17 protein-coding genes are annotated in these 15,464 nt (G+C 52.5%); 12 read left to right on the forward strand and 5 right to left on the reverse strand.

Features of this window, described 5'->3' with window-relative positions:
- Positions 1 to 12 precede the first annotated feature (12 nt).
- Positions 13 to 363 (forward strand): HesB/IscA family protein, encoded by a 351-nt coding sequence (locus JXQ85_RS05835; RefSeq protein ID WP_421747944.1) that lies wholly within the window; start codon positions 13 to 15, stop codon positions 361 to 363.
- 64 nt (positions 364 to 427) lie between these two features.
- Here the strand turns inward: JXQ85_RS05835 and JXQ85_RS05840 are convergent, their stop codons facing one another.
- Positions 428 to 949: a fasciclin domain-containing protein gene (locus JXQ85_RS05840; protein ID WP_421747945.1), complete on the reverse strand. Its 522-nt coding sequence runs from the start codon at positions 947 to 949 to the stop codon at positions 428 to 430.
- A gap of 168 nt (positions 950 to 1,117) precedes the next feature.
- On the opposite strand from JXQ85_RS05840, the gene JXQ85_RS05845 reads away from it, so the two are divergent.
- From JXQ85_RS05845 to JXQ85_RS05855, 3 genes are all read left to right on the forward strand, one after another.
- Positions 1,118 to 1,774, forward strand: a complete 657-nt coding sequence (locus tag JXQ85_RS05845; RefSeq protein WP_421747946.1) for a helix-turn-helix domain-containing protein — start codon at positions 1,118 to 1,120, stop codon at positions 1,772 to 1,774.
- A 93-nt stretch (positions 1,775 to 1,867) separates the two neighbouring features.
- Complete coding sequence (tpiA, locus tag JXQ85_RS05850; protein ID WP_421747947.1) at positions 1,868 to 2,611, forward strand: triose-phosphate isomerase; 744 nt, start codon at positions 1,868 to 1,870, stop codon at positions 2,609 to 2,611.
- A 31-nt stretch (positions 2,612 to 2,642) separates the two neighbouring features.
- Positions 2,643 to 2,975: a putative quinol monooxygenase gene (locus JXQ85_RS05855; protein WP_421747948.1), complete on the forward strand. Its 333-nt coding sequence runs from the start codon at positions 2,643 to 2,645 to the stop codon at positions 2,973 to 2,975.
- 70 nt (positions 2,976 to 3,045) lie between these two features.
- Here JXQ85_RS05855 and JXQ85_RS05860 read toward each other — a convergent pair whose 3' ends face one another.
- A complete protein-coding gene (locus JXQ85_RS05860) occupies positions 3,046 to 4,929 on the reverse strand; it encodes an SLC13 family permease (protein ID WP_421747949.1) in 1,884 nt (627 codons plus the stop codon).
- Positions 4,930 to 5,058: 129 nt separating this feature from the next.
- Between JXQ85_RS05860 and JXQ85_RS05865 the strand changes: the two genes are divergently transcribed.
- Positions 5,059 to 6,240, forward strand: coding sequence for a cytochrome P450 (locus JXQ85_RS05865; protein ID WP_421747950.1), 1,182 nt, complete (start codon positions 5,059 to 5,061; stop codon positions 6,238 to 6,240).
- A 14-nt stretch (positions 6,241 to 6,254) separates the two neighbouring features.
- Here JXQ85_RS05865 and JXQ85_RS05870 read toward each other — a convergent pair whose 3' ends face one another.
- Complete coding sequence (locus tag JXQ85_RS05870; protein ID WP_421747951.1) at positions 6,255 to 6,716, reverse strand: Lrp/AsnC family transcriptional regulator; 462 nt, start codon at positions 6,714 to 6,716, stop codon at positions 6,255 to 6,257.
- A 143-nt stretch (positions 6,717 to 6,859) separates the two neighbouring features.
- Between JXQ85_RS05870 and cysG the strand changes: the two genes are divergently transcribed.
- The 6 genes from cysG to JXQ85_RS05900 all read left to right on the forward strand — a co-directional run bounded on the left by cysG (position 6,860) and on the right by JXQ85_RS05900 (position 12,416).
- Positions 6,860 to 8,254: a siroheme synthase CysG gene (gene cysG / locus JXQ85_RS05875; RefSeq protein WP_421747952.1), complete on the forward strand. Its 1,395-nt coding sequence runs from the start codon at positions 6,860 to 6,862 to the stop codon at positions 8,252 to 8,254.
- A 1-nt stretch (position 8,255) separates the two neighbouring features.
- Positions 8,256 to 8,558, forward strand: a complete 303-nt coding sequence (locus tag JXQ85_RS05880) for a DUF2849 domain-containing protein (RefSeq protein ID WP_421747953.1) — start codon at positions 8,256 to 8,258, stop codon at positions 8,556 to 8,558.
- 2 nt (positions 8,559 to 8,560) lie between these two features.
- The gene (locus JXQ85_RS05885) at positions 8,561 to 10,231 is read left to right on the forward strand and encodes a nitrite/sulfite reductase (protein ID WP_421747954.1); all 1,671 of its coding nucleotides are present in this window, start codon (positions 8,561 to 8,563) and stop codon (positions 10,229 to 10,231) included.
- Positions 10,221 to 11,015, forward strand: a complete 795-nt coding sequence (locus JXQ85_RS05890; RefSeq protein WP_421747955.1) for a phosphoadenylyl-sulfate reductase — start codon at positions 10,221 to 10,223, stop codon at positions 11,013 to 11,015. Before JXQ85_RS05885 ends, JXQ85_RS05890 begins: the two co-directional genes overlap by 11 nt.
- Positions 11,012 to 11,440, forward strand: coding sequence for a DUF934 domain-containing protein (locus JXQ85_RS05895; protein WP_421747956.1), 429 nt, complete (start codon positions 11,012 to 11,014; stop codon positions 11,438 to 11,440). Before JXQ85_RS05890 ends, JXQ85_RS05895 begins: the two co-directional genes overlap by 4 nt.
- 118 nt (positions 11,441 to 11,558) lie before the next feature.
- Complete coding sequence (locus JXQ85_RS05900) at positions 11,559 to 12,416, forward strand: ferredoxin--NADP reductase (protein ID WP_421747957.1); 858 nt, start codon at positions 11,559 to 11,561, stop codon at positions 12,414 to 12,416.
- An 83-nt stretch (positions 12,417 to 12,499) separates the two neighbouring features.
- On the opposite strand, the gene JXQ85_RS05905 is transcribed toward JXQ85_RS05900, so the two are convergent.
- Both JXQ85_RS05905 and JXQ85_RS05910 read right to left on the reverse strand, forming a co-directional pair.
- Complete coding sequence (locus JXQ85_RS05905) at positions 12,500 to 13,594, reverse strand: Hint domain-containing protein (protein ID WP_421747958.1); 1,095 nt, start codon at positions 13,592 to 13,594, stop codon at positions 12,500 to 12,502.
- A gap of 184 nt (positions 13,595 to 13,778) precedes the next feature.
- A complete protein-coding gene (locus JXQ85_RS05910) occupies positions 13,779 to 14,645 on the reverse strand; it encodes a translation initiation factor 3 (RefSeq protein ID WP_421747959.1) in 867 nt (288 codons plus the stop codon).
- A gap of 198 nt (positions 14,646 to 14,843) precedes the next feature.
- On the opposite strand from JXQ85_RS05910, the gene infC reads away from it, so the two are divergent.
- Positions 14,844 to 15,389: a translation initiation factor IF-3 gene (gene infC, locus JXQ85_RS05915; protein WP_421749034.1), complete on the forward strand. Its 546-nt coding sequence runs from the start codon at positions 14,844 to 14,846 to the stop codon at positions 15,387 to 15,389.
- Positions 15,390 to 15,464 lie beyond the last annotated feature (75 nt).

Raw genomic sequence — 15,464 nt, forward strand, 5'->3', positions numbered from 1 at the left:
AAGGAGCATCTTATGTTCGGCATTCCAGGCAAACAGGCGGTCACTCTGACCCCGGCGGCAACAAAGCAAATCGTGAAACTGATGGAACGTGAAGGCCATCAGGGGCTGCGCATTGGCGTCAAAAAAGGCGGCTGTGCGGGCATGGAATACACCATGGAATACGTTGATGACGTCAATCCTATGGATGAGACCGTCGAACAAGATGGCGCGCGCGTGATGATCGCTCCTATGGCGCAGATGTTCCTTTTTGGCACCGAGATCGACTATGAAGTCTCTCTGCTGGAAGCGAGCTTTAAGTTCAAAAACCCGAATGTCACCGAGGCCTGTGGCTGCGGTGAAAGCATTAAGTTTGCCGAGCAATAAGTAAAACGCCCCCGAGATTGTTCTCGAGGGCGTGCAAAGCAGCGCTTGCTTTGACCGCTCGGTTTTAGTGGCAGTCTGGGCGTGTGCCTGGCAGCAGGACTTTATCAATCACGTGGATCACACCATTGTCGGCTTGAATGTCGGCGATGATCACATTTGCCATCTGACCAGATCCATCCGCAATTGTGACACCGGCTGATGATTTTGAAATGCACAGACGTGCATCCGCCAGAACCGGCTTAAAGTAGTTGGATCCTGCAGGAATGCCTGCAGCAGGCAAGTTGCGATCATCGACATGATACAGAAGAACATTGGTCAACTGACCTTTATTTTCTGGCTTAAGCAATGTGTCGACGGTGCCTTCTGGAAGAGCTGCAAAGGCGTCGTTAACCGGCGCATAGACTGTAAAGGGGCCTTCGCCCGATAGCGTTTCAGCCAAACCTGCCGCAGTCACCGCCGCTACGAGAGTTGAAAAACGGTCGTCGCCAACGGCAATCTCAACGATATTTTTTGCAGATACAGTGGTTCCAACCAACGACAACGTAGCGGCTGCCAGTGTTGCTTTGATGAATGATCCTTTACGCATTTCGAAGTTCCTTCTCATAACTGTTGCATGCAGCGGATGTGCTGCGATATGAATGTCATGTAGTGAAAAAAAAATTCACACAATGCAAATTTGCATAATATGAAAGATATTTTCATTTGATGAAATGATACGTTCAAAAATTGAAGCACAGGAAAAAGGCGAGACCAAATGATTAGCGACGCACTGTCTGAAGGATTGGAAATCTATCAAATCGGCCCAAAGATTCGGTCTTTGCGCACGTCAAAATCACTGGGATTGGCGCAGTTGGGCGATCACACTGGCCTATCAGCAGGTATGTTATCCAAGATTGAAAGGGGCCAAGTTGTCCCCACTTTGCCGACTTTACTTAAAATCGCGATGGTTTTCGGGGTCGGCTTAGAACACTTCTTTAAAGAAAATGACGCGCCGATACTTGAAGTCATCCGTGCCAAAAACCGAATTCGTCTGCCAAACACCACAGACGCAATGCCCAGTTTCTTTTTTGAAAGCCTCGATTTTGCTGTGAACGACCGCCCTACCAACGCCTATTTGGCGGAATTTCTGCCTCGAACCCCAGCAAGCGATCCGCATGAACACGCAGGCTTCGAACTGATCTACGTCTTATCTGGCCACGTCGACATTACGATCCATGGGCAGACCCACGCGCTTGGCCCAAGCGACTCGATGTATTTCGAAGCGCAGTATCCGCATTCCTACAAATGTGCAGGTCAGGACAGAGCAAAGGCCATCGTTGTGGCCGTTGAAAATCGGATCTGGCCCGTTGATCCCAAGACAATGCAGGACGCTTCTGCTCCCTATCGGGCACCGATCGCCGCAAATACTTAGCATTGACGCGCGCGAAGCCATCATACGACCTTGACCCTGCGCGGCATTCTTCGCACAACGTGTGAAACAATCGTTGCTAAGATGGGAAATTTCATGCGCCGTAAACTTGCTGCCGGAAACTGGAAAATGAATGGCACCGCTGCCGATTTGGCAGAATTAGAGGCCATGAAAGCGGCCGCAGCAACAAAACAGACGGATGTATTAATCGGCACCCCCGCAACGCTTATCAGCCGCGCTGTAGCGACCGCAGGCGATGCAATCGCCATTGGCGGCCAAGACTGTCACACCAATGCGTCCGGCGCACATACTGGCGATATTTCAGCGTCTATGCTGGCGGATGCAGGGGCAAGCCACGTGATCACTGGCCACTCAGAACGGCGTGTGGATCACGGCGAAACCGACGCCATCGTCGCTGCAAAATCCGAAGCTGGTTATGCCAATGATCTGACCGCAGTGATCTGCATCGGCGAAAGCTTAGAAGAACGCGAAGCCGGTCAGACATTGGATGTCATTGGCACACAGCTTGCGGGCTCAACCCCTGCTGCAGCGACCGGGGCCAATACTGTAATCGCTTATGAACCTGTTTGGGCAATTGGCACTGGCAAAGTTCCAACTCTGGAGCAAATCGCCGAAGTTCATGATTTTATGCGCAGCCAGCTTGTCGAACGTTTTGGTGAAGACGGCAATGCCTTCCGCCTTCTGTACGGCGGCTCTGTGAAGCCTTCCAATGCAAATGAGATCTTCGCGGTTTCTAACGTTGACGGCGCTCTGGTGGGCGGTGCAAGCCTGAAGGCCAGTGATTTCAACGCCATTATTACGGCGCTCGACGAGGCCTAATCCCTCAGTTGTCGAGTCACAGGACCATGCAATGATCCTAGAAATCAGACACTACACACTTAAGCCTGGTCATCGGGAAAACTTCATTGAGTTTTTTGAACGTGAAAACCGTCAGGCTTTACGTGATGCCGGCATGTTGGTGTTCGGTCCTCTTCGAGATTTGGAAGATCCAAACAAAGTTCACTGGATCAGAGCATTTTCAACACTCGAAGATCGTGATCGGATCAAGAATGAATTCTACGATGGACCTGTCTGGCACAAAAAGATTGAACCAAAGGCCATGTCGATGATCGCGCACTACGAGGCCGAAGTAACGGAAACGACTAATGGCTTTGAGAGCTTCTCAGGTGGAGCCAAACTCTAAAGTTTGAAAACAGATACAAAAAAGGCGCGCCCGGCAGGACGCGCCTTTTTCAATTCAATTCGATCTTAGATCAGAACACAACGTTCATCATTGTCATCGAGACAATCAAGAACAGGATCGTCATGATGCCACCGGACTTCACAAAGTCGATCACCTTATAACCCGCAGGCCCCATAATCAGTGCGTTCACCTGGTGGGTCGGGATCAAGAAACTGTTAGAGGTTGAGATCGCAACGGTCAGTGCAAAGATCGCAGGATCGCCACCCGCCGCGATAGCGATAGAGACCGCCAAAGGCACCAGCAGAACCGTTGCACCCACGTTGGACATCACCAAAGTGAAGATCGTTGCCAAGACAGCCACACCAACCTGCAGTGACCAGATCGGCCAGCCATCCAATAAGGATAGAATCTGATGGGCAATCCACTCAGCCGTGCCCGTACTTTGCACAGCCATACCTAATGGAATGAGGCTGGCTAAGAGGAAGACGGTGGTCCAACTGACGGCCTCATAGGCTTCGTCAATATCCAGAACCCCCGTTAGGATCATACCTACAGCACCGGTCAGCAGACAGAGCGACAGACGAATGTCGGTAAAAAGGATCATGCTAAGTGCGATCGCAAAGAACAGAACCGCAAAGCCCAGCTTACGAGGACGCAGCTCTTCACGTGGGAAATCCTGTGTCACAACCACAAAGTCACGATCACGGGTCAAGCGCGTCAGGGACTCCCAAGTGGAGTGGATCACCAGCGTATCACCCGCATGGAAGGGTTCTTCACCCACTGCTGTTGGTTCGTGATCCTCGGTCTGCATGTAGCTAAGCGTGTTTTCATCGCGGTGAATCGCCAGCAAAGACGCGCCGTAGGTTTTACGAAACATTAGATCATGCGCACATTTGCCGATCAGGCCAGAACCCGGAGGGATCACCAATTCAGCCACACCCGATTTAGTTGCAGCATAATCTTCGGCAAACACATCCAGCTCGGTGTGCATCGTGAAGCCTTCGTTCAGCACCATTTCACGCACTTCTTTGCGCGCACCTAGGATCGCCAAACGGCAAGGCGTTTCAATTGGTGTTGAAATTACCGGCGCAAACCAGCGCTTACCATGCAAGGCCGAACCAATGATGTAGACATGATACTGCTGCATCAACTCATCAAAGGTTTTGCCTTCACAAGGATGGCCCGCTGGGATGGAGATTTCGTGAATATCAGTACGTAAGCCGTAGATATTCTTAAGGAATTCTTTCAAAGACTGTGCACTTGTCCCGTCTCCGGTTTTAGCGCCCTTCGGTAAAACCCAGCGACCAAAAACCACAAAATAGATAATCCCGGTCAGAACCAAACAGATCCCAATCGGTGTCACCGCGAAAAGATCGAACAACTCCATCTTCTGCCCTTCAGGCAGGCTGGCATTGGAAGTCAGGATCAAATCGTTCAGCAAGATCAATGGGGACGAGCCCACCATGGTCATCGTACCACCCAAAATGGCGCAGAAACCCATAGGCATTAAAAGACGTGACATTGGAATTTCGGTTCGCACAGAGATCCGGCTGACCACTGGCAAAAACAGCGCCGCTGCCCCAACGTTCTGCATAAAGGAGGAGATAACACCCACTGTACCTGAGATAATCGGGATGATACGACCTTCGGTTTTACCACCTCTTTTCAAGATGATAGCGGCCACTTTACTCATGATCCCAGTCTTATCCAGACCTGCGCCAATAATCATCACCGCGATAATCGAGATCACCGCGTTTGAAGCAAAGCCATCAAACAGATTAGACACATTTGCAACATTCGACGTTGCGGGGATCTGAGAGATCAGCCCCAAAAGCACCATGACCAAGATCGCGGCCAGGTCGATCCGAACGATTTCAGATACAAATAAAAATACGGTAAATGCCAACAATCCAAGGACAACAGACATTTCCAACGTGAGGGTAATAGATTCCAAAGTGCACGTCCTCCTAGCAATTTTATTACAAGCCCGCGCAACATCGAGCAACGGGTCAGTCGGGGTAAATTGACGCGGAGTAACAAAAAAACCGGTTGCCTTTACGGTAAAGTCCGGAAATCTGAGCAAATGAAGAATCTGACACAATCCCCAACGGATCCGGTCTTCGTCCAAAACCCCTATCGGTTTTACGAAGAAACACGCAAAGACGGCAGTATGCATTTCTGGGAAGACTACGGCATGTATGCCGCCTTCTCACATGCGACAGTTTCGATGCTGTTCAAAGATCGCCGTTTGGGCCGCGAAGTGCCGCCAGAGCTGGCAAAGACCCCGGCCCTGCACACCAAGGCCTTTTATGACGTTGAGGCTCATTCCATGCTGGAATTAGAACCACCACGTCACACGCGTTTGCGTGGACTGGTGATGCGCGCCTTCACGTCACGGCGCATTCAGACGCTGGACAAAGACATCACAGAGCTGACGCATCAGTTGATCGATGGCTTTCCTGACCAAGATTTTGATCTATTGCCCGCCTTTGCCACCCATATTCCGGTGATCATCATCGCGCGCCTGCTTGGGGTCCCGGAAGCCATGTCAGATAAATTGCTGAAATGGTCCAATGATATGGTGGCGATGTATATGGCCGCGCGCACCCATGAGACCGAAGTTCGGGCCGCCCAATCCGCCAAAGAATTTGCTGATTTCATTCGCAGCTATGTGGATGAAAAACGCGACACCCCGGGCGATGATTTGTTGACGGAATTGATCGCAGCGGAAGAAGATGGCGAGAAACTTTCGACTGATGAGCTGATCACGACCTGTATTTTGTTGTTGAATGCGGGGCACGAAGCCACTGTCCATACCATTGGAAACGCAGTAAAAACCTTGCTTGAGAAAGGGTTTGATCCTGCGTGGTTTGCCGAGGAGAACGTGGATCGTACCATCGAAGAATTGATCCGCATCGATCCACCTCTGCATATGTTCACACGTTATGCCTACGAAGATGTCGAAGTTGGCAGTGTAACTTTAAAACGTGGGGATCAAGTGGCGCTGATGCTGGCGGCGGCAAACCGTGACCCGGGCGTTTGGGAAGATGCAGAGCGCTTTAATGCGCTGCGTCCGATCAAAACCAACATGGCCTTTGGTGCAGGACGTCATTTCTGCGTTGGTGCCCCGCTCGCTCGGTTGGAATTGCGCATCGCGTTGCCAATCCTATTTGCCCGTTGTCCACAAATGAAACTGGCAGAAAAGCCAAGCTACGCAAATAGCTATCATTTCCATGGCCTCGAAAAACTGATGATCCGCGTCTAGCGGATCACTCAAATTTATAGCGGCAGCAAGGTGGAAGATTTCAACTCTTCCATCGATAACAGTGCGGTCACATTGTAGACACGCACTTCGGAAATCAGCGCCTGATAAAACACATCGTAAGCGCGGGCGTTTTCGACACGGACTTTCAGGATGTAATCAATGTCGCCAGCCAACCGGTGTGCCTCTTGCACTTCAGGGCGATCATGCAATGCTTTCAGAAACTTAGCCTGCCAATCCGCCTCATGTTCACTGGTTCGGATAAGTACAAAGAAACAGGCCTCAAATCCAAGGGCTTCGGCGTCTAAAACCGCAGTTTGATTTTTGATCACGCCACCTTCGCGCAGCTTGCGAATCCGGTTCCAAACCGGGGTCTTTGAGGACCCGACACGTTTGGCAATTTCATCCAATGACAGCGCCGCATCCTGCTGCAACTCATTGAGGATTTTCCGATCCATATCATCTATTCGCAACGCCATTCCAATTTCCTCGCTTTTCAGGAACATTCTGCCGATCCGCGCAGACACATAGAACAAACGTTTCTATTTTACCAGACATCTAGCGTAGAACCGGAATAATTTCCTATATTGCACTCGAAAACACAAGATCACGAGAAGACCGAATGAAACACTACCCCGTCTTTTTGTCCGTTCAAGGACAGCGCATCGCCCTTTCCGGCGGTGATGAGGCGGCTGTGGCCAAGCTGCGTCTTCTGTTGAAAACCGAGGCTGAGATCACCGTTTACGCGGCGGATGCGGTTGCGGAAATTCAAAACTGGGCCGCGCAAGGCAAACTCTCCCTGGTTGCGCGCGCTCTTGAGGCGGGTGACTTGTCTGATGAAGTTCTCTTCTATGCAGCAGATGAGGATGAAGACGAGGACGCCCGCACCTCATCCATTGCCCGTGATGCTGGCGTTCTGGTGAATATCGTCGACAATCTGGAAGACAGCCAATTCATCACCCCAGCGATTGTGGATCGCGATCCGGTCACCGTCGCCATCGGCACCGAAGGCGCAGCACCCGTGTTGGCCCGCGCAATCAAAGCTGACCTCGAAGAACGCCTGTCGCCAAACCTTGGCATGCTGGCGCGTGTTGGGAAGTCTTTCCGCAAAGCGGTCGACGCCCTGCCCTTTGGCCGTCCGCGCCGTGATTTCTGGGCGGATTACTATTTCAAAGCCGGCCCACGGGTGGAAACCCAAGGCGAGGCCGCGGCACAGCAGGAACTTGATGAGCTGCTGTTCCAACATCTCTATGCAGACAAGCAACAAGGCCACGTGGCTTTTGTAGGCGCAGGTCCGGGTGATCCAGAACTGCTGACCCTGAAAGCGCGCAAAGCCTTGGATGCGGCAGACGTCGTGATTTACGATCGTTTGGTCGCCCCAGAAATTCTGGAACTGGCCCGTCGCGAAGCGAAACTGATCGATGCGGGCAAAACGCCTTACGGTCAGCACACACCGCAAAAACACATCAACGGCTTGATCGTCGATCACGCTCTGCGCGGCCATTTGGTGGTGCGCCTAAAATCTGGCGACCCTACTGTCTTTGGTCGTCTGGATGAAGAACTCGACGCCTGCGATGATGCTCGCGTGGCTTACACTGTTGTGCCCGGCATCACGGCCGCCTCTGCAGCTGTGGCCTCAGTGGGTCAAAGCCTGACCAAACGTGGCCGCAATACCAGCGTACGTTTTCTGACTGGCCATGCCATCGATGGTTTCGCGGATCATGACTGGCGCGAACTGGCACAACCGGGTGCAGTTGCCGCCATCTATATGGGCAAAAAAGCCGCTCGTTTCATTCAGGGTCGCTTGATCATGCATGGCGCTGATCCAGCCACCCCTATCACCATCGTGGAAAACGCATCCCGCGCAGATCAGCGCGTGATTGCCTCCACACTTTCAACTCTTCCACTGGACTTGGCCAAGGCCGACCTGACCGGACCAGCGCTGACATTTGTTGGCCTCTCCCCGCGTCGTGCAACTGCCACCCTGACAAAGTTTCAACAACAGGAGCTCGCCTGATATGGCCCGCGCTTTCACACCTAAAGTCGTCACCGCAAACCACCTTCTGGAAGGTGACGTGATCTATATGACAGACTCTGGCGAATGGACCCGCACCCTCGCGGACGCAGAGCTTCTGACCGACGAAGCCGTGGCAGACGAACGTCTGATCACAGCACAACAGCAAACCGCAGTCACCGTTGGCGCCTATCTTGCTGACGCGGCTGAGGGCGACGATGGTCGTCCCGCTCCAACCCACTTCCGCGAAGAGTTCCGCCGCACCGGCCCAAGCAACTACTTCCACGGCAAACAGGCAGAGGCATAATCATGTATCAGTACAACGACTTTGACAGCGCCTTTCTCGCAGAACGCAACCGCCAGTTCCGCGCACAGGTAGAACGCCGCATCGACGGCTCCCTGACAGAAGACGAATTCCGTCCACTGCGCCTGATGAACGGCCTTTACCTGCAGCTGCACGCATACATGCTGCGCGTCGCCATTCCCTACGGAACCCTGTCCTCTGATCAGATGGACACATTGGCTGTGCTGGCTGAAAAGTGGGACAAGGGCTATGGCCACTTCACCACACGTCAGAACATCCAATACAACTGGCCAAAACTGAACGATGTGCCTGATATGCTGGACGAGCTGGCGAAGGTGAATATGCACGCCATCCAGACATCCGGGAACACCATCCGGAACGTGACTGCTGACCATTTCTCTGGTGCGGCTGCGGATGAAGTGGCTGACCCACGTCCAGTGGCTGAATTGATCCGCCAGTGGTCCACAGATCATCCGGAATTCCAGGCGCTGCCACGTAAATTCAAAATCGCTGTCTCCGGCGCGATTGAAAACGACCGTGCGGTGATCAAAGCACACGACATTGGCCTCTACATCGTAAAGAACGATGCGGGTGAGATCGGCTATCAGATCGTTGTGGGTGGCGGCCTTGGCCGGACACCGATGATCGGTAAGATTCTGAAAGACTTCGTAAAACAGGAAGACCTGCTCTCCTACCTTGAAGCGACAGTCTCTGTCTGGAACCTGCTGGGTCGCCGCGACAACAAATACAAAGCGCGTATCAAGATTACTGTGCACGAGCACGGTATCGAAGAAATACAACGCCGCGTGGAAGAGCGTTTTGCGCTGATCCGCCCGACGTTTGAAGGCTTTGACGTTGAGCTGCTGAAAGAAATCGAGGCGCATTTTGCTGCGCCTCAGTTCCGCAGCGCACCGACAGATGCTTATGAAGCAGCGTACAACGCGGACCCACTGTTCCGCAGCTGGGTTGATACCAACCTCGCCGCACACAAGCAGGACGATTACGCGATTGTCACCATCTCGCTGAAGAAACACGGCGCGACACCGGGTGACGCTTCTGCTGCGCAGATGCGTGTGATGGCGGATATTGCACGCAACTATGCGCACAATGAACTGCGCATCAGCCACGAGCAAAACGTGATCCTGCCGCATGTTCACAAAGCGGACCTGCCAGATATCTACGCCGCGCTGAAAGAAGCAGAGCTGCACACCGCAAACATTGGTCTGATCTCTGACATCATCGCATGCCCGGGCATGGACTACTGTGCGCTGGCAACCGCGCGCTCTATCCCAGTGGCAGAGCAAATCGCGTCTCGTTTTGACGAGCTGAAAATCGAGCATGACATCGGTCACGTTCAGATCAAGATCTCTGGCTGCATCAACGCATGTGGTCACCACCACGTGGGTCACATCGGCATTCTGGGTCTCGACCGTGCAGGCGTTGAAAACTACCAGATCACTCTGGGAGGTGATGCAACTGCGACAGCCGCTGTTGGTCAACGTGTTGGTCCGGGCTTTGCCTATGACGAGATCGTTCCAGCGATTGAACGCATCATCGAAGGCTATTTGGAACTGCGTGACAGCTCTGAGGAAACCTTCATCGAGACCTACCGTCGTGTCGGCCTAGAAGCGTTCAAAGGCTATATTTACCCTGAGAAACAAGCCAATGCCGCATGATCAGGACATAAACCAATCGGCGGTCTCGCCTTTATCCTTTGGTGGGGACGCTTCGGCTGACCCGCTAAAGGAAAAGGTGGCGCAGCTGAATGCACGTTACAAGCACCACTCGGCGACAGCCGTGCTGGAACGCGCGTTGAAAGACGAAGACGTGGGCAAGCTCACCATGGTTAGCTCCTTTGGGGCGGAAAGCGTTGCGCTTTTGCACCTTGCGGCCATGGTAGATCGCACCATTCCAGTGCTGTTTGTGGACACAGAAATGTTGTTCACCGAAACGCTGGAATATCAGATCGAAGTGGCGGAACGTCTGAACCTGCAAAACCTGCAGATCATTCGCGCAAGTCAGGTTTCACTTGAGGTCGAAGACCCAGATGGCACTCTGCACCAGCGCGACACTGATGCTTGCTGTTCTTTGCGCAAGACGCGTCCTTTGCAAAAAGCCCTGCGCGGATACGATGGCTGGATCACCGGTCGCAAACGCTTTCAAGCGGGCACACGCGCAGCACTTGAGTTCTTTGAAGTCGAAGACTTCACAGGCCGCATCAAAGTGAACCCGCTGGCCCATTGGGCTCCTGAGGACGTGAAGTCCTACATGGAAGAAAACAACCTGCCACGTCACCCACTGGTGGCCAAAGGCTACCCATCGATTGGCTGTGCGCCTTGCACCAGCCCTGTGAAACCGGGTGAAGACCCACGCTCCGGCCGTTGGCGCGGACAAGATAAAACCGAATGCGGCATCCATTTTGAAAACGGTAAAATGGTGCGCAAAGGAGTAAACGCATGACTGTGATCATCACCGATAACGGCTTTGCTGCCGATGACTGGACCGAAGGCTTCGTAGCGCTTTCTACTGACAACGAAGCTGCGAATGATATCAAAGCATTGGACCTTGCATCTGATGTATTTCCAGAAACCCTTGGCAATGTGATTACCAATGTGGATTTCATTCGCATTGACTTCCCAGGTGCGGCGGATGGCCGTGGTTTCACGATTGCACGCCAGCTGCGTTTGATGGGTTTCAAAGGCCGCCTTCGTGCTAAGGGCCACGTTCTGGCTGACCAATACGCCATGGCCCGCCGCTCTGGCTTTGACGAAATCGAAATTTCCGACGAGCTAGCAGCACGCCAGCCAGAAGACCAATGGCAGTTCCGCGCGGACTGGAAAGCGCATGACTATCAAAACCGTCTGCGCGCCAAAGTAACAAGCTGACACGCCCAGTCTGAGGCCGACATGTGCAAACTGGACATGTCAGCTATACCCAGATTGGACCTGTCAAACCCCATAGAAACTGATAGATGGAGGGCGGATTATTCCGCCCATTTGCACGATGAACGAGCTGACCAAAGTGACTGAATCAACCGCTGTAGAAGCAAAAAAACCCGTCCTGCCTGACGCGCAGACCGTGACCGTAGTGAAACATTGGACAGATCGCCTGTTCTCTTTCAAATGCACACGTCCAGCGTCCCTGCGTTTCCGCTCTGGCGAATTCGTCATGATCGGCCTGATGGGGGATCCGCATCCAGAGACCGGCAAGCAGAAACCTCTGCTGCGCGCCTATTCTATCGCCTCCCCATCTTGGGACGAAGAAATGGAGTTCTACTCTATCAAAGTGCAGGACGGCCCGCTGACATCTAAGCTTCAGCATATCAAAAAAGGTGATGAGATCATCTTGCGTCCAAAACCTGTTGGGACTTTGGTGCATGATGCATTGGTTCCGGGCAAACGCATCTGGTTCTTTGCAACTGGTACAGGTTTTGCACCTTTCGCATCCCTGCTGCGTGAGCCAGAAACCTACGAAAAATTCGACGAGATCGTCATCACGCACACCTGCCGCGAAGCCGGAGAACTGGTGTACGGTGCTGAGCTGATTGAAAGCCTGAAGCACGACGAGCTACTGAACGAAGTGATCGGCGAAGGCTTCTGGAAGAAGATCAAATACTACCCAACCACCACACGCGAAGAGAGCCCAAAGATGGGCCGTATCACTGACCTGATGCGCTCTGGCGAAGCGTTCAAAGACTTGGGTGTTGAACCTCTGAACCCAGACACAGACCGCGCGATGATCTGCGGCAACCTGGCGTTTAACCTGGAACTAAAAGACCTCTTTGAAAACGAATATGGTCTGGAAGAAGGCGCAAACTCTAAGCCTGCGCACTACGTGGTTGAGAAAGCCTTCTTGGATTAAGGTTCGAGGAAACTCAGAATAAGAAAAGCCGCTCAGTTCTCTGGGCGGCTTTTTCAGTTGATAGACAATATTTCAACTCAATATCAATGCGTTGTGTAACTTTCCAAAACCGGCTTTCCATTTTTCATATGCCGGGCCATCAAAGGTTTGGTTTTCTTTCCGTCCAACATCAGCAAGGCTGACGTTGCTGCATGCTCGGGCGATTTAAGCTTCGGGAAAAGCGTGTAAATCTCTTCCAATGCGGCTTTCGGAATAGAGCGTACGGTTTCTGGCCCCACATAGAGGCTTTCTGTCGGCGCCCCTTCAGCAAAGACGATTTCATGATGTTCAAACAGCATGTGGTAATAGGTGACAGAGGTCACATCTTCGACCTCATCGATCCCCGGCAAAACACAGAGGCTATGCGCAGCCGTCAAAACAGCGTCGCGTTCAAACATGCGCTCGACAATTGGGGATGCCACCATAAAGCGGTGTTGACGTGACACGGTTAAATCGCGGCTAGGCAGTCCCTGCCCCAAAGCACCTGACACAATGCGTACTGGGCGCAGTTTCGGGTTCTTTTCCAGCGCGGCCTTTGGCAGATGGGTCACGCCGATCCATTTGATCGGCTGCGCCCCATGATCACGTGTCACAATCAAATCGCCAGCCTTTAGTGTTTCAATCGCGCGCGGACCATCCGGCGTATCGATCATGCAGCCTGTGGTAAAACATGGTGGTGTTGCCAGATCATCATAACGTTCTGATGGGCCTTCATGCGTTGAGATTACAGTCAGAGGCACACCAATGGGCGGAAAGCCTCCAACACCCCCTACGAAAGCCAAGCCTTCGACAGTGGAATAGCTGGTCACGCCGGGTTCATTGATGTTGAATCCCAACACCTCATAAGTGTTGCCATCTGGATCTTGCAAAACGAGGCGATATTCAGCTTCGACACGACGACCTCCCGTATAGGCCTCACCATCAAACGCCTGATCCCCAGCCAGGCTCTGAGAGTTATCTGAATCTTGAAAAAAGGCTTCAGAATCATTGATATCGATAGCTTCCCAATCATTGCTATTCATGGTGATCGTATGGCCCATGAGGTGTGAACCATCACCTTGAGAAATCCCAGACAGCTGTTCGCCACCAGATACAGTGATGTTGCTTTCACCAAGCGCATAAACGGTTTCAACGGGCATGATCTACACCTTCCAACTGATTGTTGGCCCTCATTCAACGCTTCAAATAGCCGACATTTCAGGCAGAATTTAGGCGTCAAACAGGAGGAAATGTTGCATTTAGCCAATGAATGCAGCGAATTTGGCATAAAAAAACCGCGGCCTCTGTTGGAAACCGCGGTCTTTGATGTTTTGGCAGTGAGGCTTAAAGCCCCATCGCTGCCTTCACTTTTTCCAGCGCAGCTGCCAGCAATTCAGGATTGTCCTGAGCGGCTTCTACGGCTTTGGTCAGGGCCACTTTCTGCAGACCATCCAGATCAGATCCATCGATCAGCTCAGCCACTTTGTCCATGCTGAAGTTTGCTGGGTTCAGCAGATCAGTTGCGGACATGCCTGCATCAACGGCGGCTTCTGTTGCTTCCACGGCTGTTTCTGTTGCTGCTTCAGTTGCGACCTCAGTTGTGGTTTCAGCGGTTTCAGTCACTGTCTCGGTCACAGCTTCGGTTGTTGCTTCAACAGCGTCACTTGTGGCCTCTGCTGCAGTTTCAGCTGTATCGGTGGCCATTTCAGTCGCTGCTTCGGTCGCTTCGCCTGCAGCCTCAGTCGTTGCGTCAGCAGCATCGCTCGCCATTTCAGTAGCGGCCTCAGTGGCGTCTGAAGCAGTTTCAGTTGCAGCATCTACGGCATCATCCGCCATTTCTGTTGCGCCTTCAGCTACGTCTTTTGCCATTTCGCCAGCGCCTTCAACGGCCTCTGTGGCACCTTCAACCGCTTCGGTCACAGCTTCCGCTGCTTCTTCTTTAACGGCTTCAACAGCATCTTCGGCCTTTTCTTTGGCCTCTTCCATTGCGCCTTCAACAGCGTCCTCAGCTTTTTCAGCCAGGCCTTCCAACGCACCAGTCACGGTGTCGGCTGTTTCTTCAGCAGCTTCTTCTGCAACTTCAGCAGGCGCTTCGATGGCAGCAGCTGGTGCGGCCTCTTCCATCGCGTCTTTTTGATCGCCTTTTCCGAAGAAGACGTAACCCGCGACAGCAAGACCTGCTGCAATAACGATCCAAATCAAATTTTTCATGGACGTTCTCCCATATCCTTATCGCCACCGACTCGGGTGGCCTAATTTCTACACGCATCAAATGAACCGCGCAGCGCGGGACAACAAGGGGGAAAGACTTGCCTTTTAGCGCAAAACCGCTGATTAACCGCTTGTATCGGCAAGGTCTCGCATATAGTTTGCATGACCAAATCTGCTAATTATTGAAGGAAGAAAACCATAGCCCGCAGACCGCACAATGCGCCCCCACAGCGCGACACTGGCCCACGTATCAACGACCGCATTCGCGCACCTGAAATCCGCCTGATTGGCGCTGAGGGTGAAAATGTCGGCGTTATCCATCCCGCGAAAGCCATGCAAATGGCGCGTGATGCTGAATTGGATCTGGTTGAAATCTCGCCAAACGCCAACCCGCCTGTCTGCAAAATCATGGACTATGGTAAGTTCAAATACGAACAGCAGAAACGCGAATCCGAGGCACGGAAAAAACAAACCACCATTCAGGTGAAAGAAGTTAAGTTCCGCCCAAACACCGACACCCACGACTACGGCGTAAAAATGCGCAACGTGGTGAAGTTCCTGGAAAAAGGCGACAAGGTCAAAGTGACGCTTCGTTTCCGTGGCCGCGAAATGGCCCACCAGAACTTGGGTCGCGAGCTGCTTGAGCGTGTCGCAGAAGACACCAAAGAGCTCGGCAAGGTCGAAAACTGGCCAAAAATGGAAGGCCGTCAGATGATCATGTTGATCGGTCCGCTGCCGAAGTAAGCCAACGGTATTAAATTTGAAAAACCCGGCCTCAGCGCCGGGTTTTTTGTTTTCTCAATTTGAATAAGGACAGTG

The sequence above is a fragment of the Cognatishimia sp. genome (assembly GCF_049116455.1).
Classification (GTDB): Bacteria; Pseudomonadota; Alphaproteobacteria; order Rhodobacterales; family Rhodobacteraceae; genus Cognatishimia.

What these genes read in the sequence shown, in the direction of transcription:
- JXQ85_RS05905 (WP_421747958.1), bottom strand. Translation starts at nt 13,594, where the DNA reads ATGCCCGTTGAAACCGTTTATGCGCTTGGTGAAAGCAACATCACTGTA.
- JXQ85_RS05880 (WP_421747953.1), top strand. Translation starts at nt 8,256, where the DNA reads ATGGCCCGCGCTTTCACACCTAAAGTCGTCACCGCAAACCACCTTCTG.
- JXQ85_RS05855 (WP_421747948.1), top strand. Translation starts at nt 2,643, where the DNA reads ATGATCCTAGAAATCAGACACTACACACTTAAGCCTGGTCATCGGGAA.
- JXQ85_RS05900 (WP_421747957.1), top strand. Translation starts at nt 11,559, where the DNA reads ATGAACGAGCTGACCAAAGTGACTGAATCAACCGCTGTAGAAGCAAAA.
- JXQ85_RS05835 (WP_421747944.1), top strand. Translation starts at nt 13, where the DNA reads ATGTTCGGCATTCCAGGCAAACAGGCGGTCACTCTGACCCCGGCGGCA.
- JXQ85_RS05840 (WP_421747945.1), bottom strand. Translation starts at nt 949, where the DNA reads ATGCGTAAAGGATCATTCATCAAAGCAACACTGGCAGCCGCTACGTTG.
- JXQ85_RS05910 (WP_421747959.1), bottom strand. Translation starts at nt 14,645, where the DNA reads ATGAAAAATTTGATTTGGATCGTTATTGCAGCAGGTCTTGCTGTCGCG.
- JXQ85_RS05865 (WP_421747950.1), top strand. Translation starts at nt 5,059, where the DNA reads ATGAAGAATCTGACACAATCCCCAACGGATCCGGTCTTCGTCCAAAAC.
- cysG (WP_421747952.1), top strand. Translation starts at nt 6,860, where the DNA reads ATGAAACACTACCCCGTCTTTTTGTCCGTTCAAGGACAGCGCATCGCC.
- JXQ85_RS05870 (WP_421747951.1), bottom strand. Translation starts at nt 6,716, where the DNA reads ATGGCGTTGCGAATAGATGATATGGATCGGAAAATCCTCAATGAGTTG.
- JXQ85_RS05885 (WP_421747954.1), top strand. Translation starts at nt 8,561, where the DNA reads ATGTATCAGTACAACGACTTTGACAGCGCCTTTCTCGCAGAACGCAAC.
- JXQ85_RS05845 (WP_421747946.1), top strand. Translation starts at nt 1,118, where the DNA reads ATGATTAGCGACGCACTGTCTGAAGGATTGGAAATCTATCAAATCGGC.
- JXQ85_RS05895 (WP_421747956.1), top strand. Translation starts at nt 11,012, where the DNA reads ATGACTGTGATCATCACCGATAACGGCTTTGCTGCCGATGACTGGACC.
- tpiA (WP_421747947.1), top strand. Translation starts at nt 1,868, where the DNA reads ATGCGCCGTAAACTTGCTGCCGGAAACTGGAAAATGAATGGCACCGCT.
- JXQ85_RS05890 (WP_421747955.1), top strand. Translation starts at nt 10,221, where the DNA reads ATGCCGCATGATCAGGACATAAACCAATCGGCGGTCTCGCCTTTATCC.